Origin of the sequence: Sphingobacterium sp. MYb388 (assembly GCF_037479535.1) — a bacterium.
In the GTDB taxonomy this organism is placed as follows: Bacteria; Bacteroidota; Bacteroidia; order Sphingobacteriales; family Sphingobacteriaceae; genus Sphingobacterium; species Sphingobacterium anhuiense.
In genome coordinates, this window is sequence record NZ_JBBGYV010000001.1 from 502631 (window position 1) to 520898 (window position 18268).

General features: G+C 34.4%; 17 protein-coding genes. 13 read left to right on the forward strand and 4 right to left on the reverse strand.

Going from position 1 to position 18268, the window contains the following annotated elements; genetic code table 11:
* The first annotated feature begins 358 nt into the window (after positions 1–358).
* The 3 genes from WH188_RS02225 to WH188_RS02235 are packed head-to-tail and all read left to right on the forward strand — an operon-like array spanning position 359 to position 4283.
* The gene (locus tag WH188_RS02225; RefSeq protein ID WP_165905977.1) at positions 359–1645 is read left to right on the forward strand and encodes a TolC family protein; all 1287 of its coding nucleotides are present in this window, start codon (positions 359–361) and stop codon (positions 1643–1645) included.
* Complete coding sequence (locus WH188_RS02230) at positions 1645–2706, forward strand: HlyD family secretion protein (protein WP_132772947.1); 1062 nt, start codon at positions 1645–1647, stop codon at positions 2704–2706. The genes WH188_RS02225 and WH188_RS02230 overlap by 1 nt, the downstream gene beginning before the upstream one ends.
* The gene (locus tag WH188_RS02235) at positions 2706–4283 is read left to right on the forward strand and encodes a beta-carotene 15,15'-monooxygenase (RefSeq protein WP_132772945.1); all 1578 of its coding nucleotides are present in this window, start codon (positions 2706–2708) and stop codon (positions 4281–4283) included. The genes WH188_RS02230 and WH188_RS02235 overlap by 1 nt, the downstream gene beginning before the upstream one ends.
* Before the next feature lie 63 nt (positions 4284–4346).
* On the opposite strand, the gene WH188_RS02240 is transcribed toward WH188_RS02235, so the two are convergent.
* The gene (locus WH188_RS02240; protein ID WP_168125839.1) at positions 4347–4805 is read right to left on the reverse strand and encodes a MaoC family dehydratase; all 459 of its coding nucleotides are present in this window, start codon (positions 4803–4805) and stop codon (positions 4347–4349) included.
* 226 nt (positions 4806–5031) lie between these two features.
* Between WH188_RS02240 and WH188_RS02245 the strand changes: the two genes are divergently transcribed.
* The gene (locus WH188_RS02245) at positions 5032–5553 is read left to right on the forward strand and encodes a TlpA family protein disulfide reductase (protein ID WP_132772941.1); all 522 of its coding nucleotides are present in this window, start codon (positions 5032–5034) and stop codon (positions 5551–5553) included.
* 45 nt (positions 5554–5598) lie between these two features.
* On the opposite strand, the gene WH188_RS02250 is transcribed toward WH188_RS02245, so the two are convergent.
* Positions 5599–6348, reverse strand: coding sequence for an isocitrate lyase/PEP mutase family protein (locus WH188_RS02250; RefSeq protein ID WP_132772940.1), 750 nt, complete (start codon positions 6346–6348; stop codon positions 5599–5601).
* 71 nt (positions 6349–6419) lie between these two features.
* Positions 6420–7250, reverse strand: a complete 831-nt coding sequence (locus tag WH188_RS02255) for a DUF4377 domain-containing protein (RefSeq protein ID WP_339423199.1) — start codon at positions 7248–7250, stop codon at positions 6420–6422.
* Positions 7251–7395: 145 nt separating this feature from the next.
* Here WH188_RS02255 and WH188_RS02260 point away from each other — a divergent pair, with 145 nt between their 5' ends.
* The 4 genes from WH188_RS02260 (at position 7396) to WH188_RS02275 (ending at position 12520) form a co-directional block, all read left to right on the forward strand.
* Positions 7396–8277, forward strand: a complete 882-nt coding sequence (locus tag WH188_RS02260) for a hypothetical protein (RefSeq protein WP_168125840.1) — start codon at positions 7396–7398, stop codon at positions 8275–8277.
* 10 nt (positions 8278–8287) lie between these two features.
* Positions 8288–9121 carry an alpha/beta hydrolase gene (locus WH188_RS02265; protein WP_339423200.1) on the forward strand — a complete coding sequence of 278 codons (834 nt, stop codon included), beginning with the start codon at positions 8288–8290 and terminating at the stop codon, positions 9119–9121.
* Positions 9122–9256: 135 nt separating this feature from the next.
* The gene (locus tag WH188_RS02270; protein WP_168125841.1) at positions 9257–11587 is read left to right on the forward strand and encodes a TonB-dependent receptor; all 2331 of its coding nucleotides are present in this window, start codon (positions 9257–9259) and stop codon (positions 11585–11587) included.
* A gap of 111 nt (positions 11588–11698) precedes the next feature.
* Positions 11699–12520 carry a DUF4249 domain-containing protein gene (locus WH188_RS02275; protein ID WP_021188452.1) on the forward strand — a complete coding sequence of 274 codons (822 nt, stop codon included), beginning with the start codon at positions 11699–11701 and terminating at the stop codon, positions 12518–12520.
* On the opposite strand, the gene WH188_RS02280 is transcribed toward WH188_RS02275, so the two are convergent.
* Positions 12499–13107 carry a polysaccharide deacetylase family protein gene (locus tag WH188_RS02280; RefSeq protein WP_168125842.1) on the reverse strand — a complete coding sequence of 203 codons (609 nt, stop codon included), beginning with the start codon at positions 13105–13107 and terminating at the stop codon, positions 12499–12501. The two genes, WH188_RS02275 and WH188_RS02280, sit on opposite strands and share 22 nt — an antisense overlap.
* Positions 13108–13152: 45 nt before the next feature.
* Here WH188_RS02280 and WH188_RS02285 point away from each other — a divergent pair, with 45 nt between their 5' ends.
* From WH188_RS02285 to WH188_RS02305, 5 genes are all read left to right on the forward strand, one after another.
* The gene (locus WH188_RS02285) at positions 13153–14523 is read left to right on the forward strand and encodes a TolC family protein (protein WP_021188451.1); all 1371 of its coding nucleotides are present in this window, start codon (positions 13153–13155) and stop codon (positions 14521–14523) included.
* A gap of 20 nt (positions 14524–14543) precedes the next feature.
* Complete coding sequence (locus WH188_RS02290) at positions 14544–15845, forward strand: efflux RND transporter periplasmic adaptor subunit (RefSeq protein ID WP_168125843.1); 1302 nt, start codon at positions 14544–14546, stop codon at positions 15843–15845.
* A gap of 90 nt (positions 15846–15935) precedes the next feature.
* Positions 15936–16880 (forward strand): ComEA family DNA-binding protein, encoded by a 945-nt coding sequence (locus tag WH188_RS02295; RefSeq protein WP_339423201.1) that lies wholly within the window; start codon positions 15936–15938, stop codon positions 16878–16880.
* Positions 16881–16882: 2 nt separating this feature from the next.
* The gene (locus WH188_RS02300) at positions 16883–17413 is read left to right on the forward strand and encodes an adenine phosphoribosyltransferase (RefSeq protein ID WP_168125845.1); all 531 of its coding nucleotides are present in this window, start codon (positions 16883–16885) and stop codon (positions 17411–17413) included.
* Positions 17414–17443: 30 nt separating this feature from the next.
* Positions 17444–18208: a TerC family protein gene (locus WH188_RS02305; RefSeq protein ID WP_168125846.1), complete on the forward strand. Its 765-nt coding sequence runs from the start codon at positions 17444–17446 to the stop codon at positions 18206–18208.
* Positions 18209–18268: the final 60 nt, after the last annotated feature.

Here is an 18268-nt window from a genome sequence, read left to right on the forward strand (position 1 = left end):
GTTTTTACGGTTGGGTCTAGCTAAAAAATATATGATACCATAAGGAAAAGGTCTGCTGAATACATTCCCGTTATTCAGTAGACCTTTTTTACGTCATATGGGTTTTATATTAGAAAATAACATTATGTCGTTTGTAAATATATTTCTATTTTAGAATTTAATTTTCATTAAATGAGTTCTTGCGTTTTCATAGCATGTCTTAATTGAGTTGTTTTGTATTCTATTTATTTGATTTTGTCTTTTATGCATAAGATATTGGCAATTGTGAAGAAATTATTTATCCAAATAGTCTCTATGTTTGCAACGCAAAATTTTTATAGAAACGAAAGTGATATTTATTACCAGCATGGTAAAGCGGATGCTAACAATTGGGTTGTTATTATCTGCTATTTCAGAAGTCCAGGCTTCTGATACGTTACGAACATCTTTGGAAGATATAATCAGTAAGTCATTGCTGAATTCCAAGCAAATAGAAACTTCCTATTTGCAGATTGAAGAAAGTAAATTGGCAGTCCAACAACAGCGAATGGAATTGCTCCCGGAAATTTCATTACGTGGTTCTGCTAGTTATGCAACCAATATGCCCGTCTATGATCATGGACTATTTAACAAACCAAGTCAACACGATGTCATTCATTATTTATATGATACTGGGGTTGATTTTTATCTAAATCTTTACAATGGTCATAAAGATATGATGAAAATTGAATCCCGAAAATTGGAACAGGTGCTTGCTTCTATTGCGTGGGCAAATGATAAAGCAGGGATCAAATTGGATGTATGTAATCTGTTTTTAGATCTAGAAAGATCTTATATGGATAAAACCTTAATTGAATCAGATATTATTGATCAGAAAGCCCAGTTAAAAGAAATAAAAAATTTATATACTTCGGGTGCTTTACTCCATAGTGATGTGTTGCGTATGGAACTGGAACTTTCTAAACGCGAACTGTTGCTGGTTCAAATTGACCATGATATTCAAGCATTCAATCAGAGATTAAATTTCATTATTGGTGGCGATGCCACAATCGTTCCAGTGCCACATGATTTTATAGTAAAGGTTGATAGTTATGATGAATCCTGGGCTTTTGCTAAACACCATGCTTTTGTGTTGCAGCAATCTGAACAGGAAGTGAAAATAAAACAGCTGGCAATTAAGCAATCTAAAGCAAATTATCTGCCAGAACTTGGTCTTGCTGGTAATTTTACTTTTGCCAATCCACAGATATTTCTATACCCATATAATGATAGTTGGTATAATTTAGGAATTGTCGGTCTCAAATTGAAGATCCCAATTTCAGCTGTTTATAGTAATAAAAATCTCGTAAGAATTGCGAAAGTTGCAGTGGATAGAGAAGAAGTAAAGCACCATCTAGAAGAAGAGCATATGCAACATCAACTTTTACAAGCACATCTGGATTATAAATTAGCTTGTGTACAACGAGATGTGTGCTTGAAGAATGTTGGTCTTGCCAAAGAAAATGCTCGTATTATCAAAAACCGTTATTTTAAATCATCAGCTCTTGTTACAGATCTGTTAGACGCAGACATGGAGCATCTAAAAACGTTATTTGAACTCGAAACTGCTAAAATAGCAATACAGAAACACTATTATTTTATTGAATTCTTAAAAGGTACTATTTAATGAAACCTAAATCTCGTTGGTCATTGACCGATGCTAAGTTGACAAAATTAACAAACTGGATCGCAGCACTTGTATTATGTGCATTATTGTTCTGGGGAGGACGCACATTATGGATTCGGTTAAACTATGCTTACACAAATGATGCCCAGGTAACTCAGTATATCAATCCTATTATCTCCAGAGTGGGAGGGTACATTGTCTCTGTGCATTACCATGATCACCAATTTGTAAAACGCGGTGATACGTTGCTGATTATTGATCAACGTGAATATAGATACGAGGCCGATCAAGCTAATGCTTCTGTATACAAAGAGCATGCTGAAATGAATGTGTTGAGCAGTCAAAAGCAGATCCTAATGGAGGAGCATGAATCATTAAAGAAATCTATTGATGCAAATGAGGCTAGGGTAACGAAGCAACAACTAGAGTATGATCGGTATAAATTTCTTTATGAAGAAAAATCTGCCACAGCCCAGCAAATGGAAGATGTCAAAGCGACTTTAGACGTTTATAAAAGTGAATTGGCTGCACTTCAGCATAAATTGGAAGCTTCGCAAGAGCGGGTGAGAGATGTCGAAGTACAAAAAACAGTAGTCAGTGCAGAAAAGAATAGACTATCTGCGGCTGCTGGGAGAAAACATCTGGATGTAGGATACACAGTGGTTCGTGCTCCTTATGACGGTATGATCGGTAAACGGAGTATTGAAGAGGGGCAGATGGTCAATGCTGGTGAAGTATTGGGATTTATTGTTAATGCTGAGACACCGACTTGGGTGACTGCAAATTTTAAAGAAACCCAATTGCGCTATCTGCGTATTCAAGATTCGGTAGAGGTGATCGCTGATGCTTATCCCGATCAAGTCTTTAAAGGGAAAATTATTTCAATTTCCCCTGCCACAGGCTCTTCTTTTTCTTTATTACCTCCGGATAATGCAACTGGAAACTTTGTTAAAATAGTCCAACGTGTTCCAGTGCGAATTGAATTGGAAAAGAAGCAGGGTGAACAAATTTTGCGTTCCGGCATGAACGTAAATGTATCTGTTGCTAAAAATAAAAAGTAGTGAGAGAGATATTTAAGGAATGGGTTCCGGAATGGTTGATTAAGCTAATATTATTCAGCTGCTTAATGCCGAGTATGGTATTATTCTTTTTGCCCGGAGCCAATATTCAAGTTACTGCAGGTTATTATGGCAGTCAGCCCAGTGATGTTCAGTTTTTGATAATTCTATTCTATGCCGGATTTGTTGGCTTTTATATCTTAGAAAGACGTTTCTTCCTCTTTTTTCCAGTAAAGCAGTATTATGTTATATTCAATTTATTACAGATACTGAATTGTTTTCTGATGTATCGAATTACGGATATTACCTGGGTCTATGGATTGCGCTTTCTGCAAGGAATGTTATTTGCCAGTGCGGTAAACCTATCCATATCGATGATTTTTTCAAGGTTAAATAGTGAACGAGCTAAGGAGGTAAGCTATTCTATCTTTTTCGGAATGTTGCTCTGCAGCTCCCCCTTAAATAGTTTTGTAACTGCAGAGTTTATTGATTCCTTTAATTTCGATGTATTATACCTCTATGCTGCATTAGCCTTTATGCCGGGCTTATTAATGATACTGCTTTCGATGAAATCAATACGTCATATTAGGCCTTATCCTTTGTTTTCACTAGACTGGCCAAGTAGTATCTATTTTAGTGGTGTCATCATTGCCTTTGGTTATATGATGGTGTATGGACAAGAAGTGTATTGGTTTTCAGATCAGCATATGCAGGTTGCATTGTTGTTGGGAATCGCTTTGTTGATTTGCTTTATCATCCGTCAGTTGATTTTAAAACGCGTGTATGTTGATATTTCCATTTTTAAAAATCGACGCTTACTTTTAGGGTTATTGATCCTTTTTATGATGTATATCGAACGATTTTCGCTTTCCGTGTCCAATCAATATTTTTCTCAGGTTTTAAAACTAGATCCGATCCATTTATCCTATGTGCAATGGTTTAATATTTTAGGAATTATTATGGGGGTGTTATTTTCCATGTACTGGATTATTGCCCATAAAGCAGTCAAGTGGATCTGGATATTAGGTTATTGTTTTTTATTGAGTTTCCATCAGGTGATGTTTTTTTCTTTTGAAAGCGAAGGGAATGATTATTATTTCTGGATTCCTTTATGGCTCCACGGATTTGGGGTTGGATTGATCATGGTCCCTACTATTTTATTTACAATAGCGAGTGTGAAGTCACATTTGGCCGTTTCTGCGGCGGCGGTTTGTCTGGCTATACGGTATTTGGGCTACACCAGTAGTATCGGTTTACAAAATTTCTTCAAATTATTTGACACCAATCAACATCAGATGGTTTTTCAAGACTATCTGCAGCAGAATAATATCATATTACAGCGTTATTTTGAAAAAGAAAGTGCAACGTTGCTGAAAAATGGTCTTCAGTTTCATGAACATGCAACAGCAGTCAAATTGGTGACAGAACGTGTCAAAAATCAGGCTTTTGTACGTTTTGCAATGGATTATTATGAATTGATGTCACTCATCAGCATTATTATTTTGATTGTTATTTTTTTATCTCCGTCGCTTAAAAGTATGTATAAAAAACTCAAGCGGAATATGGTATCTCCCGCTTAGCTTTTCTTAAATATACAAAGCATCCATGTGCCATTATATAAACATGGATGCTTTGTATATTTACTACATGAAGTGATAAAGGAATATAACATCACCTACATATGCAGGTTTAGCATTATCTTTAATCAATAATGTAGCTTCGATAATAACTTTTATAACACCCCTTAAATTGTTCACAGATTTTACTTTTGCTTGCAACTGAACTTCGCTATCAACTAAAACAGCTTGACCAAATTTTAGATTTTCAATACCGTAATTAATCTCCATTTTTACATTTCTAACCTCAGCAATCTGCTTCCAAAGGTAAGGAATGAGTGAAAGCGTTAAGTATCCATGAGCAATAGTAGATTTGAAAGGTCCAACGGATTCCGCTTTTTCTTTATCGACATGAATCCATTGATGGTCTAGAGTAGCATCAGCAAAACTGTTGATCTGTTGCTGATCAATTTTGTGCCATTCTGATAATCCCAAAAGCTTTCCTTCATAGGATTTATAATCTTCGTAATTGTTTATTGTAAGCATATTTGTTTGATATGTTAGTTGTAAGCTGATTATTTTTGATCATGTATCAGTTTGTTTAAATGAATATAGCGATTATATATTAAAATAAGATTAACATTTTAAGGAATATAGCAAAGGGTTATCTTTTGTTTTATTAATCTTTTGATTGTGAGGGTAGTATTTAGTTAGGCCTATCATAAAAGTTGATAAAAAATTCTATTTTTGAGATTGGACTACAGGTGATGTTATGCGAGTTTGTAAAAAAAATATAGGATGGTTAATTTCGGTGATCGGATTATTCTGTTTCTCCTTTATTGTTTCCATCAATATAAAAGATTATTCAGCAAGATTGCAGCAAGATTATGATGTTTTATTTGAAAATAGTGATGGTGAAGATATCAATTTAAGCAATCTGAAAGGCAAGGTTGTTGTGATCAACTATTGGGCAAAATGGTGTATACCCTGTTTAGCTGAGATGCCGGGACTGAATCAACTTTATCTCGACATGAGGGAAAATAGCAATATCATTTTCATGGCAGTAGATATGGACGGCAATGCAGTTAAAGGAGGAAATTTTATGAAAAAAAGAAAGTATAGTATTCCAGTATACCGAATTAAAACAGAGCTACCATTGGATCTGCAAACGAAATCTATACCGACAACAATTATTCTGGATAGAAAAGGGGTACTGGTAAATAAACATGGGGGGGGAATGAACTTTAAGTCAACTAAATTTAAAGAAGCACTACAGCAGTTGAGTGAGGAGTAAAATTATAAAAGCCATTTTACTAAGATAAATGGCTTTTATAAAATATCATTTAGGAAGTTTTGGATTGGCCAAAAAATCATGAAATAGTTTCGTGTTTTGAGCGACTAAATATTCGTAAATTTTTGCACCATGGCTCAGTCTTTTCACACCTAGTTCTGCTAATACAGCGGGTTTTGCGAGTTTATCCGTTAGAAATAAATTAAGCGGTAAACGTGTTGAATTAACAATTTTTTCAATATCTGTTTTACTTTCTGCTAGTGGTACAAATAAACCATCGGCACCTGCCTCTTCATAAATTTTAGCTCTTTTAATGGTTTCTTCGAGCGCATTTTCATGCTTAGTGGTAAAGGTATCAATTCTAGCATTGATAAATATATTTTTAGTGCTCGATTTAATGGCTTCAATTTTTTCTGTTAAAATACCTGTTTTACCGAGCTTGCGTCCAGACTTAACTACCTTTCCGTCCTCCAAATTGATTCCTACAACTCCCATTTCAGAAAGCTGTGTTACATATTTGGCAACTTCAAATGGGTTGTCTGAATAACCAGATTCAAAATCGACAGAAACAGGTATTTTTACGGATTTCACTATTCTTTCGACGACAAATAATAACTCATTCACAGGTATTTGCTCTCCATCGGCATAGCCAAGTGAATTAGCAATTGCATGACTGGAGGTACCTAAGGCCTGAAATCCGGCAGAGGCCGCTATTTTAGCACTGTGTGCATCCCAGACATTTCCTAAAATCAGCAAGTTACTCTGCTGATGCAGTTTTGTGAATTTTGTATATGACATAATTTCGATCTTTTTATTGTAAAACACATCATCCTACATATTTGTTTTTGTAAAGAGCATATATTGAAGACTTATTTTTCTGTCAGGCCGAAAATAGCAACGTGTTTATTTTTAATATACAGATTAAACGTCTGCTCCGCTATATCGTAATGAAGTTCCCTATTTTCAAGGACTTGATATAAGTCAGATTCAATATTATCACCCATACATGCCCGCATTGTGGTTCCTATATTTGGAAATTCAATCGTATTACTAGTTATGATAAATGGTCCAAAGAAATTATTACAGCTCGAGTTTCCTGATATCCGGCCCTTATCAGCATCAAAAAGTAGGTGAGCATTATATTTAGCTACATCTTTTCCATTTAAACTAATCAATTTCCACTTATGTCTTGATAAGAATACTGCTGCTGTTGGTAAAGATCTTTTGTTTTTACTTGCTGTTTTCGTCACAATTTTTACAAGATTATACTGATAAGCTGAAGCATCTTGTGGCGGATTTTCGATTTTGGTACGCTTCACTATTAATTTATAAATATAACCTTCTTCGTAATCAAATCCGTTTATATGACTGTGAAAATATTCCCAATCATCTTTGGGAGTAGACCTCACCTGTAGGCACTTCATTTGCCCTACACCCTGGCAGTCTACCCATTTATCATTGATTTCTAAGATTATTTTCTCCGAGTTTACCTGAGATTTTTGTACTGTATTCAGGAGAGTATAACGATAACTAGGCTTATTAGGAACTGAATTTGCTACTTTTGTTCTTCTAATTCGCAGTTCATAACTATAATTGGGATCGTAGGAGAAAGATTCTATTTTAGCATAAAAAGGTTCCCAATCTGCACTATTATAATATTTTACCTGCAATGCCTGCTCTTTCTGGATACCGCTTTTCATTTTAATTGTAAAATCATTTGTTTGCGCCAAAGATGTTAAACTAAATGCTGTAAGATGTAAAAATATTAGAGATGAAAATTTGATCATATGCTTCATTTGTAAATAGAAAACGTTGTTTGATTAAAAAATATTGTATTTTTAACGCATGAACCTATTAAACAAAGTTATTGTTTTTTCCTTTTTGTTTTTACAATTTCATATCGCATTTACCCAAACCAGCCAACAGCTCTTTAAATCGCAGGTGGCCTTAGGTGAGATTTCTGATAGGAAATTAAATGAATTGTCCGGAATTATCAATGCGAAACAATCATCCTGTTTTTGGGTGCACAATGATAGTGGAGATAAGGCTCGGGTTTATTTGATCGATAAGAAATGTAGTTTGTTATGTACATATGAACTAGAATCCATTGTTGTGAAGGACTGTGAAGATATAGCGCGCGTAATCATCAATGGAAATTCATTTTTAATTTTAGCAGATATTGGAGATAATAATTCGAAACGTGAAAATATTAAACTTCACATATTTCCTGAGCCAACATATCAGCATGGTGATACGCTAATTCATATTCCGAAGAAAGTAATCCGTACCGTTACGTTGCGATATAAGAATGGTCCTCGGGATGCAGAAGCTTTATTTGTTGATCCCGTAGATCATCAGCTTTATGTTATTTCGAAAAGAGATTTTCAATCAACAGTTTATAAGGCTACAATATTTAATAATGTGAAAAAGAATTTCAGCCTATTGACACCTGTTCAAACATTGCCATTTACTTTTACAACTTCCGCAAATATCAGTCCCACAGGTAGTGCGATAATAATTAAGAACTTAACGCAAATATTTTATTGGACTAGAAATAGGAACGAGTCGATTGAACAGGCTCTGTCTAGGAAACCCACATTAATTCCTTATCAGATTGAACCACAGGGGGAAGCTATTACTTTTGGATTAAACGGAGAAGGATTTTATACCATCAGTGAACGTCCGTTTGGACTTAAATCATCACTTTATTTTTTTGAAAAACTATAATACAATGAACATGAAACTCAAATATTGGTTAGTGGCACTATTTTTTTTATTTCTCATTAAAGGTCATGCCGCTACTGTAGATACATTAACAATCAATAGTAAAAGTATGCTTAAAGGGATAAAGGCTGTTGTAATTCTACCTGAAAAATACGATAAGAAAAATCAATATCCCGTGCTTTATCTACTTCATGGTTTTGGTGGACGTTATGATAATTGGGTAAATAATGTTCCTGCTGTAAAAAAGCTTGTTGATAACTATCAATACATAGTTGTCTGTCCTGATGGAGGATTTGATAGCTGGTATTGGGACGTAAAAGGTGATCAAAATTATCAGTATGATACTTTTGTTAGTCAAGAACTAATAACACATATTGATGCTAATTATTCAACAAAGAAAGATCGATCGGCACGAGCAATAACAGGATTGAGCATGGGAGGACATGGAGCCATGACATTAGCGCTTAATCATCAGGATATATACGGTGCCGCCGGAAGTACCTCTGGTGGATTGGATATTCGTCCTTTTCCTATGAATTGGAATATCAAAAGTAGAATCGGAACCTATACGGCTCATCCTGTTGAATGGGAGAATAAATCAGTTATCAATCAGGTGCATTTGCTTGAACCCAACAAATTGGATTTGATCATAGATTGTGGGAAGGAAGATTTTTTCTATAAAGTAAATGTAGCAATTCATGATAAATTAGATTATAACAATATTCCACATACATTTATTACCCGGTCAGGTGCCCATAACTGGGATTATTGGTCTAAATCAATCATTTATCAGATGGCATTTTTCAATGAGTTCTTTATAAAAAAAGATACTTTTGTAAAAAATTAATAAATAATTGGCTATTATGAATAAATGATTTATTTTTGTTTTCCAAAATCTTTATTAATTAATTATAAACTTATGACACAAAGCCTTGCTAACCACAAGGCTTTTTTTATCTTTGGTAAACACTAAATCAAAATAATGTTACGATCTCTTAGACCTATCTTTTTTGTCTTGTTCTTTTTATTTTTTTCTCAAATTTTTGCTCAGGGCAAATTCCAATATTCTGGATACATTAAAAACGCAGCTAATGGTGAAACTCTAATTGGAGCAGTAATTCGGGATTTGAATTCTAGTCAGATTGCAAGAACAAATAATTATGGATTCTATTCCATTCAGTTGCCTGCCGGAAATCAATCTATTGCTGTATCTTATGTTGGATTTGATGAGCAAGTTTTCAATGTTGTGATTGATCGAGATAGTGTACTCAATGTTGATATGACCCCTGGAGGAAGAAAGCTTGACGAAGTTGTGGTGTCAGGAAGACGGAAGATCGGTAATGTATCTGGTGTGCAAACCGGTTTGGTTAAATTAGAAATAAAAGATATTAAAAATATTCCCGTTGTTTTTGGAGAGCAAGACGTTTTAAAAACAATTCAATTGCTACCAGGTGTGACAAGTGGAGGAGAAGGCAGTAGTTCTTTTTATGTGCGTGGTGGTGGGGGTGATCAGAATTTAATATTACTAGATGAAGCAGCGGTATATAATGCGTCACATTTATTTGGTTTTTTCTCTACATTTAATTCTGATGCGATTAAAGATGTGAATTTTTATAAAGGTGGTATGCCGGCACATTTTGGAGGTAAGGTTTCCTCGGTTATGGACATCAGTATGATTGATGGAAATAACAAGGAGTTTGGTGTAGAAGGAGGTGTGGGCTTAATCGCATCTAGACTTAAAGTGGAAGGACCTATAGTAAAAGACAAAGGGTCTTTTATGATTAGTGGACGTCGAACTTATGCCGATTTATTTCTTAAATTATCGAAGGATGAAGATGTAAACAAAAGCAAATTGTTTTTCTATGACCTGAATGCTAAAGTAAATTATCGTTTTGATAATAAGAATTCCTTGTTTCTATCTGGTTATTTTGGAAAAGATGCCATGGCCTATAGTGATTTGTTTGATTTTAATTGGGGTAATGCGACTGGTACGATACGCTGGAATCACGTTTGGACTAATAAGCTCTTTAGTAACACAACATTTATCTACAGCGATTTTAATTACAACGTGAATATTGAAAATAATTCAAACTTCAAAATCACTTCAAAGATTGAAAATTTGAATTTTAAACAAGATTTTCAATATTATCCTAATAATGATCATCAGATCCGGTTTGGAGTTCAAGCATCTGTTCAGACAATTCGTCCTGCCAGTCTTTTTGGGGGAGAGGGATCCGCAGTAAACACAATTGAGATCGAACCAAGAAAAGGGTTGGAGACGGCTGTTTACGTGTCAGATGAATGGTCTATATCAGATAAATTTAAAGCATTGTACGGTGTACGCGTTAATAACTATAGTATGTTAGGGCCAGGTACCATCTATAGTTTTGATGCTGATGGAAATGCCACAGAGAAAACTATTTATGAGAAAAATCAGATAATTCAAAATTATCTCACTGTAGAACCAAGATTGTCATTAAATTATATGTTCAATGACAATCAAAGTATAAAGGCATCCTTAAATCGTAATTCTCAAAACTTGCATCAGCTGACGAATACGACATCAAGCCTTCCAACAGATCAATTTGTTTTAAGTTCCAATAACATCAAACCACAGTTAGCAAATCAAGTATCACTAGGCTATTTTCAGAATTTTGAAAATGCAAAATATGAAGCTTCGGTAGAAGCCTATTACAAAGATCTGCAAAACCAGATTGATTTTAAGAATGGTGCTGACTTACAGGCAAACGAAATGTTGGATGGAGAATTATTATTCGGTAAAGGAAGAGCTTATGGCGTAGAATGGTTTTTGAAAAAAAATAAAGGAAAATTAACAGGATGGTTGAGCTATACGCTATCGAAAAGTGAGCGTCAATTTGATCAGATTAATAATGGAGCATGGTTCAATGCCAGACAAGATAAAACTCATAATGTCGCTTTAGTAGCGATGTATAAGCTGACAGATAAATGGACTTTGGGCTCTACATTTGTTTACTACACAGGTGATGCGGTTACTTTTCCTTCTGGAAAATATCAAGTAGACGGTAAAACCTTGTTTTATTATACAGATCGCAATAGTTATCGGATGCCTAATTATCACCGTCTTGATGTATCTGCAACTTACGATCCAGGTGCCAAGCTCAATAAAAGGTATTCCTCATCGTGGTCTTTTGGGCTGTATAATGCATACAACAGAAAAAACGCGTACTTAATTGATTTTAGAGAGAATGAGGATAATGCTAATATTACCGAGGCTTACCGTATCGCTTTATTCGGTATAATTCCTTCTGTGACCTGGAATTTTAAATTTTAATGATTTTAAAAGTAAGGTACCGATAGGTATTCAAGAAGTTAAATCATCAAATCAAGCATTAGCGTGATGATCTATAAAAACTGATTATTAATGAATAAATAAATTATTGTGATGAATATAAAAACTGTTTTTAATTGTATCGTGTTGGTAACGGCCGTATTTTTAAGTTCATGTGAAGATAAAATAGATTTAGAGTTGGATGCTGTAGTCGGTAAATATGTTATTGTCGGAGATCTGCATAATGCAAATGTGTCTCAAACAATCTCCATTAACCGTGTTGTCGACTTTTCGAATACATCACCCAACGATCCGGTGTTAGGCGCTTATGTGCAAGTGACAAATATGAGTAGTGGCCGTTCTTATCAATTTGCTGATAGGAATAATGGTAGCTATGTTATTGATAGAATGACTTTCAAAGAAGGTGATCGATATGCCTTATCAGTTACAATGTCTGATGGAAGCCATTTTGAGTCAACCTGTATCATGCCTAAATATGTAGCAGTAGATTCCATCGGTTTAGTTCGTAAAAAAAGATTTAATGATGAATATATATATGCTTCATTTGGTTTTAATGATCCAGCTAATCAAGAAAACTATTACAAGTATAAGTTGAAATTGAATGATGAGGAATTTAAATTTAGCGATGTATTTAGTGATAAATTTAATGATGGATTATTTGTTGAGCATGAAATAAGTAATGAAGATGAAGACATAAAAGTTGGAGACGAAATTCAAGTTTTGAGACAATGTATCGCCAAGGATGTATACACATACTGGTCCAATGTTAAAGGGTTAAATCCAGGTTCTGCAGCTCCCTCTAATCCGATATCTAATATATCTAATGGTGCACTTGGATATTTTAGTGTTAGTAGTGCGCAATACTATGAACTAAAAGTACTTGAAAAAGCAAATCATAACACTTCGAATCGGTAGTTTTTCTCTAATAAATAAGCTATAGTTTTAGGAAGTGCATATTCTACACGAGGTATTGCTTTTATATTGTCATGAAAAACGATAATTGATCCATTTTCGGTATTTCTGATTGCATTTTTTAAACACTGGTCAGGGGAAAGTGAAAGGTCAAAATCACCGGTTAGAACATCCCACATAATAATTTCATATGCAGAATAGAGTTCTTTTAATTGAGATTTTTTAGCTCTTCCATATGGAGGGCGAAATAGCTTACTTTTGGTAAGCTCTTGACACTGTCGGATGTTTTCGAGATACTTAGCATCGTCAGTTTTCCAGCCTTTTAAATGATTGTAAGTATGATTTCCGACTTGATGGCCTTCAGACAAAATTCTTTCGAATAAATGTGGATTTTTTTTAATATTTTCACCTACGCAAAAAAAAGTCGCTTTGATGTTGTACTGTTTTAAAGTATCTAAAACAAATGGAGTTAATTCCGGAATAGGACCATCATCAAAAGTGAGGTAAATTTTGTTTTCTTTCCTTGATTTATTCCAGATTGATTTTGGATATAATAATTTAAGAAAGAAAGGTGCTTTAACGAGATACATACATTTTTATTTTAGCAAAAATATTAAAACTATTAGGTTCTTACTATGGACGATAGAAAAAATTATAAGAAAATGGCTTTTATGACCATCATGTTTTCCTTGATGGGGTATGCGGGGTTTGGACAAGGACAAATAACCGTAGAGGAAGCTATTCGAATTACTTTAGAAAGAAATCTGCAGGTCAAGCAGGCTAGTTTAAATAAAGATTTAGCGGCGCAGGACGTCTATCAGGCAAAATCCAATTTATATCCCGATTTGAGCATAGGTGTAAATCAGCGATTTAATAATGGATTTGCATTTGACCAAGTATCGGGTACTGTGATCACAGGAAATGAATGGACGAGGACATCTAGCGCTTCTGTGAGTTCTAATGTAACCATTTTTCAAGGTTTTCAGAAGATCAACCAAATCAAAGCTAATAAATTACTATTAGAGTCGTCCGCTACGCAAATTGAAAAGATAAAATATGATTTGATGTTATCTGTATTGGTTAATTATTTGGAAGCAATCACAAACAGTGAATTGACGATTGCGAGCCAGCAGCAGATTCTTTTATCCAAAGAGCAGGTGAAAAATGATTCCATCCAATTTCAAGTAGGTAATAAAACTTTGGCAGATCTTTCTCAATCTAAAAATCAAGTTGCCACGGATGAGCTTAATTTGGTAAATGCTAGAAATGCCTATGAATCTTCTTTATTGACATTGAAACAATTGATGGAGATGTCTCCACAAGCAGAGTTGAAATTGGTTAAACCAGAAGTAGAAGCGGTGGACTATGTGCTAGGTCAATATTCGGCAGTTAATGTCTTTGAAAAAGCTAAAAGTTTCAATCCAGAGGTAAAGAAGGCTCAATTAGATAAGGAAGTAGCATTAAAACAAATTGATATTGCGAAAGGAGGCTATTATCCTTCTCTTTCATTAGGAGTGAGTTATGGTACCAATTATTCTTCCAAAGGAAGAAATTTAATTACCGGAGATTATCTTCCTTTTGGTGACCAGTTTAATCAAAATAAATCATTTGGGGCAGGACTGACTTTGTCGGTACCAATTTTTGACAATAATAAAAACCGAATAAATGTATCAAAAGCTAAGATTAATCTAGAATTGGCAGAAACCAATCAACAGCTTTTAGAAACAAATTTAAATAAAACCGTTAATCAGGCTGTTTTAGACCTTTCTGCCGCAGCACAGCGTTATCAATCTAGTTTAGCTGCTTTTAGTAGTGCGACAGATGCATTTCAAGTGATCAAAGAACGCTATGATATAGGTATGGCGAATGGTATTGAACTGTTTACCGCACAAACAAATAGAAATAAAGCAGAATTTGATTTAATCCAAGCAAAGTATAATATGATCTTTAAAGATAAAATAATTGATTATTATGTTGGAAATCCAATTAAATTTGATATTAAATAACCCCTTAATGAAAATCTGAAATGGCTAAAAAGAAAAATAAATTACCAAAAATCATATTAATAAGTGCAGTTGTTCTATTAATATTGGTTTTAGTTGGCAGCAAATTGGGATGGTTCGGAAAAGGGGATATCGTTAAAGTTGCTGTAGATCCTGTAAAGGAAATGAATATCAATGAGCTGGTTTCTGCAAGTGGTAAAATTCAACCAGAATTTGAAGTTAAGTTGAGCTCTGAGGTATCTGGCGAAGTTGTGGAACTGAATATTAAAGAAGGTGATTTAGTGAAAAAGGGACAAGTTCTCTGTCGTATAAAACCTGATATTTTGCAATCAGGTTATGAAAGATCTATTGCGACTTTGAATTCTCAGAAAGCAAATCTCGCAGCTGCACAACAACAATTAAAACAGCAACAAGCTAATTTTAGTAATGTTGAAGCAACTTACAAGAGAAATCTTGAACTGTTTAATAAAAGAGTGATCTCAGCAGCTGAAATGGACAAAAGCTCGGCAGAATATTACTCAACTTTAGCAGCTATTGAAGCACAAAGACAGACTGTATTATCTACGAAATTTGGTATAGACCAATCTCAGGCAACTGTCAAAGAAGCAAAAGATAATTTAGATCGTACAACAATTTATTCGCCAAGTGACGGTGTCGTGTCATTATTATCTATTGAGTTAGGCGAGCGTGTGGTTGGAACGGCACAGATGGCGGGTACAGAAATCATGCGTATAGCTAATATGGACGCTATGGAAGTGAATGTGGATGTGAATGAAAATGATATTAATCGCGTCCGTGTAGGAAACGAAGCAGAGATTGAAGTTGATGCTTATCAAGATCGTAAATTTAAAGGTATTGTTACTGAGATTGCTTCTTCATCTAAAAATATTGCTACAGTGACTGCTGGTTCATCAACCGAGCAGGTTACAAACTTTAATGTCAAAGTGCGTATACAATTGAGCTCTTATGAGGATTTAATTAAGGAGAATAGTGCCTCTCCTTTTAAACCAGGTCTATCTGCAACAGTACAGATCTTTACTAAACATCAGAAGGGGTTGGCTATTCCAATACAATCTGTTACCATCAGAAATGGTACGGGAGCAGATAGTTTAAGCACAGACAGTTTGAAAGAATATGTATTTGTCTTTAACAATGGATTGGTTAAACAAACCGTTGTGAAAACAGGCATTCAGGACGATAAAAATATTATAATTTTATCGGGTCTGAAAAAAGGTGATGAGGTTGTCTCAAGGCCATTTGATGCTATTTCTAAAACTTTAAAGAACGATAGTAAAGTAGAAAAAGTAGATAAAAATAGTTTATAACGTATTTTGATGTAGTATTTATCTGGTTTTCAGATTATTTAGTTTTGTTTTATTTAAATTTTATGTATTTTAAATGAAAACTAAATTATTGTGCTACGTCAGTTTTTTAAATACTTCAAGTTCTCAAGAACTGAACAGAATGGATTCTTTGTACTGAGTATATTGATGCTATTCCTGTTCAGTTTTCCTTTTATAGCCAATTTTTTTAGTAAACCCGACTTAAATTTAGAAAATTACAATATTCAGGCTTTTACATCTGTTGAAAATGATACAACAGATGTTGGTCAATCGAATGAATATCGGTCTTTAGGGGATCATAAAGATAAAGATCCTTATGATAAAGGGGGTGAAGGTAGTTTATTTCGATTTGATCCCAATCGTTTGGATAAAGCAGGCTGGATAAAACTGGGATTGAAAGAGAAACAGGTTCAGGTCATACTCAATTATAGAGAAAAAGGAGGCCGATTTTATAAAAAGGAAGATTTAGCTAAGATCTATTCTATCTCTCCGGCTACATTTAAGCAATTGGAAAATTATATTGAAATTGCACCAACGACAGTTAAAAATCAGGTTCAAAATAGAGGAAAAGATAGTTTAGCTCAGTTTAAAAATGATTCTGAGAATAAATTAAAAACTCGAGAGATCGACATAAACAATGCGGATACTACTGCTTTCATAGCGCTAAAAGGTATCGGTTCAACTTTTGCCAAAAGGATTGTGAAATATAGAGAGTCTCTGGGTGGCTTTGTATCTGTTGATCAGATTAAAGAGATTTATGGGCTGCCTGTTGAAACATTTGATGCCATACTTCCTTTTCTAAAGATTAGTCCTCATCATGCAGTTTCAAAATTAACAATTAACGAGTTGGATGTAAAGTCATTGTCTAAACATCCTTATATTAGTTTTAAGCAAAGTACTGCAATCGTCAATTACAGAAATCAACATGGTCATTTTCGTAATTTGGAAGATTTAAAAAAGGTCATCTTATTAGATGATGATTTTTTGCGTAAACTTGCTCCGTATTTAATCTTTTAAAGATGCTTGAAGAAAAATTAAAACATATCATTCGGGATGTATATGATTTCCCTAAACCTGGAATTGTTTTTAAGGATATTACACCGCTATTGCAAAATGCACAGCTGTGTGAAGAGATGGTCGACGCTTTTGTAGAACAGGTAAAGGATTGTAAACTTGATGCTGTTGCTGGTATTGAGAGCAGAGGTTTTCTGTTTGGAATGATGTTGGCCAATCGTTTGAAGATTCCTTTTGTTCCCATCCGTAAGCAGGGGAAATTACCCTTTCATACAATTTCAGAGTCTTATGCTCTTGAGTATGGACAGGCGACTATAGAAATCCATGAAGATGCCTTTCCAAAAGGAAGTAGAATTCTCATCCATGATGACTTGCTGGCTACAGGTGGCACTGTAGTGGCTGCAAGTAAATTGATTGAAAAATTAGGTGGTGAAATCGCTGGATATTGTTTTGTCATCAGCCTAGATTTTTTAAATAGCCAGGGAAGATTAACCCGGTTTAGTCCCCATGTTTTTTCATTAGCACATTATAAATAATTTAATTTATAAAAACCCTCAACATATTTTATGGAATGGATCTCAGACCCACAGATTTGGATTTCACTACTGACATTGACAGTACTGGAAGTCGTGCTTGGAATAGATAATATTGTTTTTATCTCTATTCTTAGCGGTAAACTCCCTGCCGAACAGCAAAAAAAGGCCCGTCAGTTAGGTTTGATGTTGGCATTAGTAACTCGTGTGCTTCTGTTATTTTCAATTAAATGGATCATGTCTTTGACAGAACCATTTATTAATCTTGCAACTACTTTTGGTATTGACAATCCGGATTGGTCTCGTTATCTGGAATTATCAGGTAGGGATCTAATTCTATTTATTGGAGGTCTATTTTTAATTTATAAAAGTACGACCGAGATACATCATAAAATGGACGGGCACACTGAAGAACATAAAGTCAATAAAAAGGGTGTAACTTTTTTAAGTACAATTTTTCAGATATTAATCTTAGATATTGTTTTTTCATTAGACTCTGTGATCACTGCGGTTGGTATGGTTGATCAAATAGGTGTGATGGTTGCGGCAGTAATTATTGCTGTTGTTATTATGTTACTATCCTCCGAGCAGATCAGTAAGTTTGTCAATAATTATCCTTCCGTGAAAATGCTAGCTTTGTCTTTCCTTCTTTTGATCGGGGTGTCGCTGACAGCAGAAGCATTTGATCAGCATATTCCAAAAGGATATATTTATTTTGCAATGGCTTTCTCTGTTTTAGTCGAATTTTTAAATATTAAAAGCGAGAAAAAACAGATGCATAAACAGCATGATAAATAGATGAAGATTTAAAATAAAAAAAGCGGGGGTTATCATTTTGATAACCCCCGCTTTTTTTAT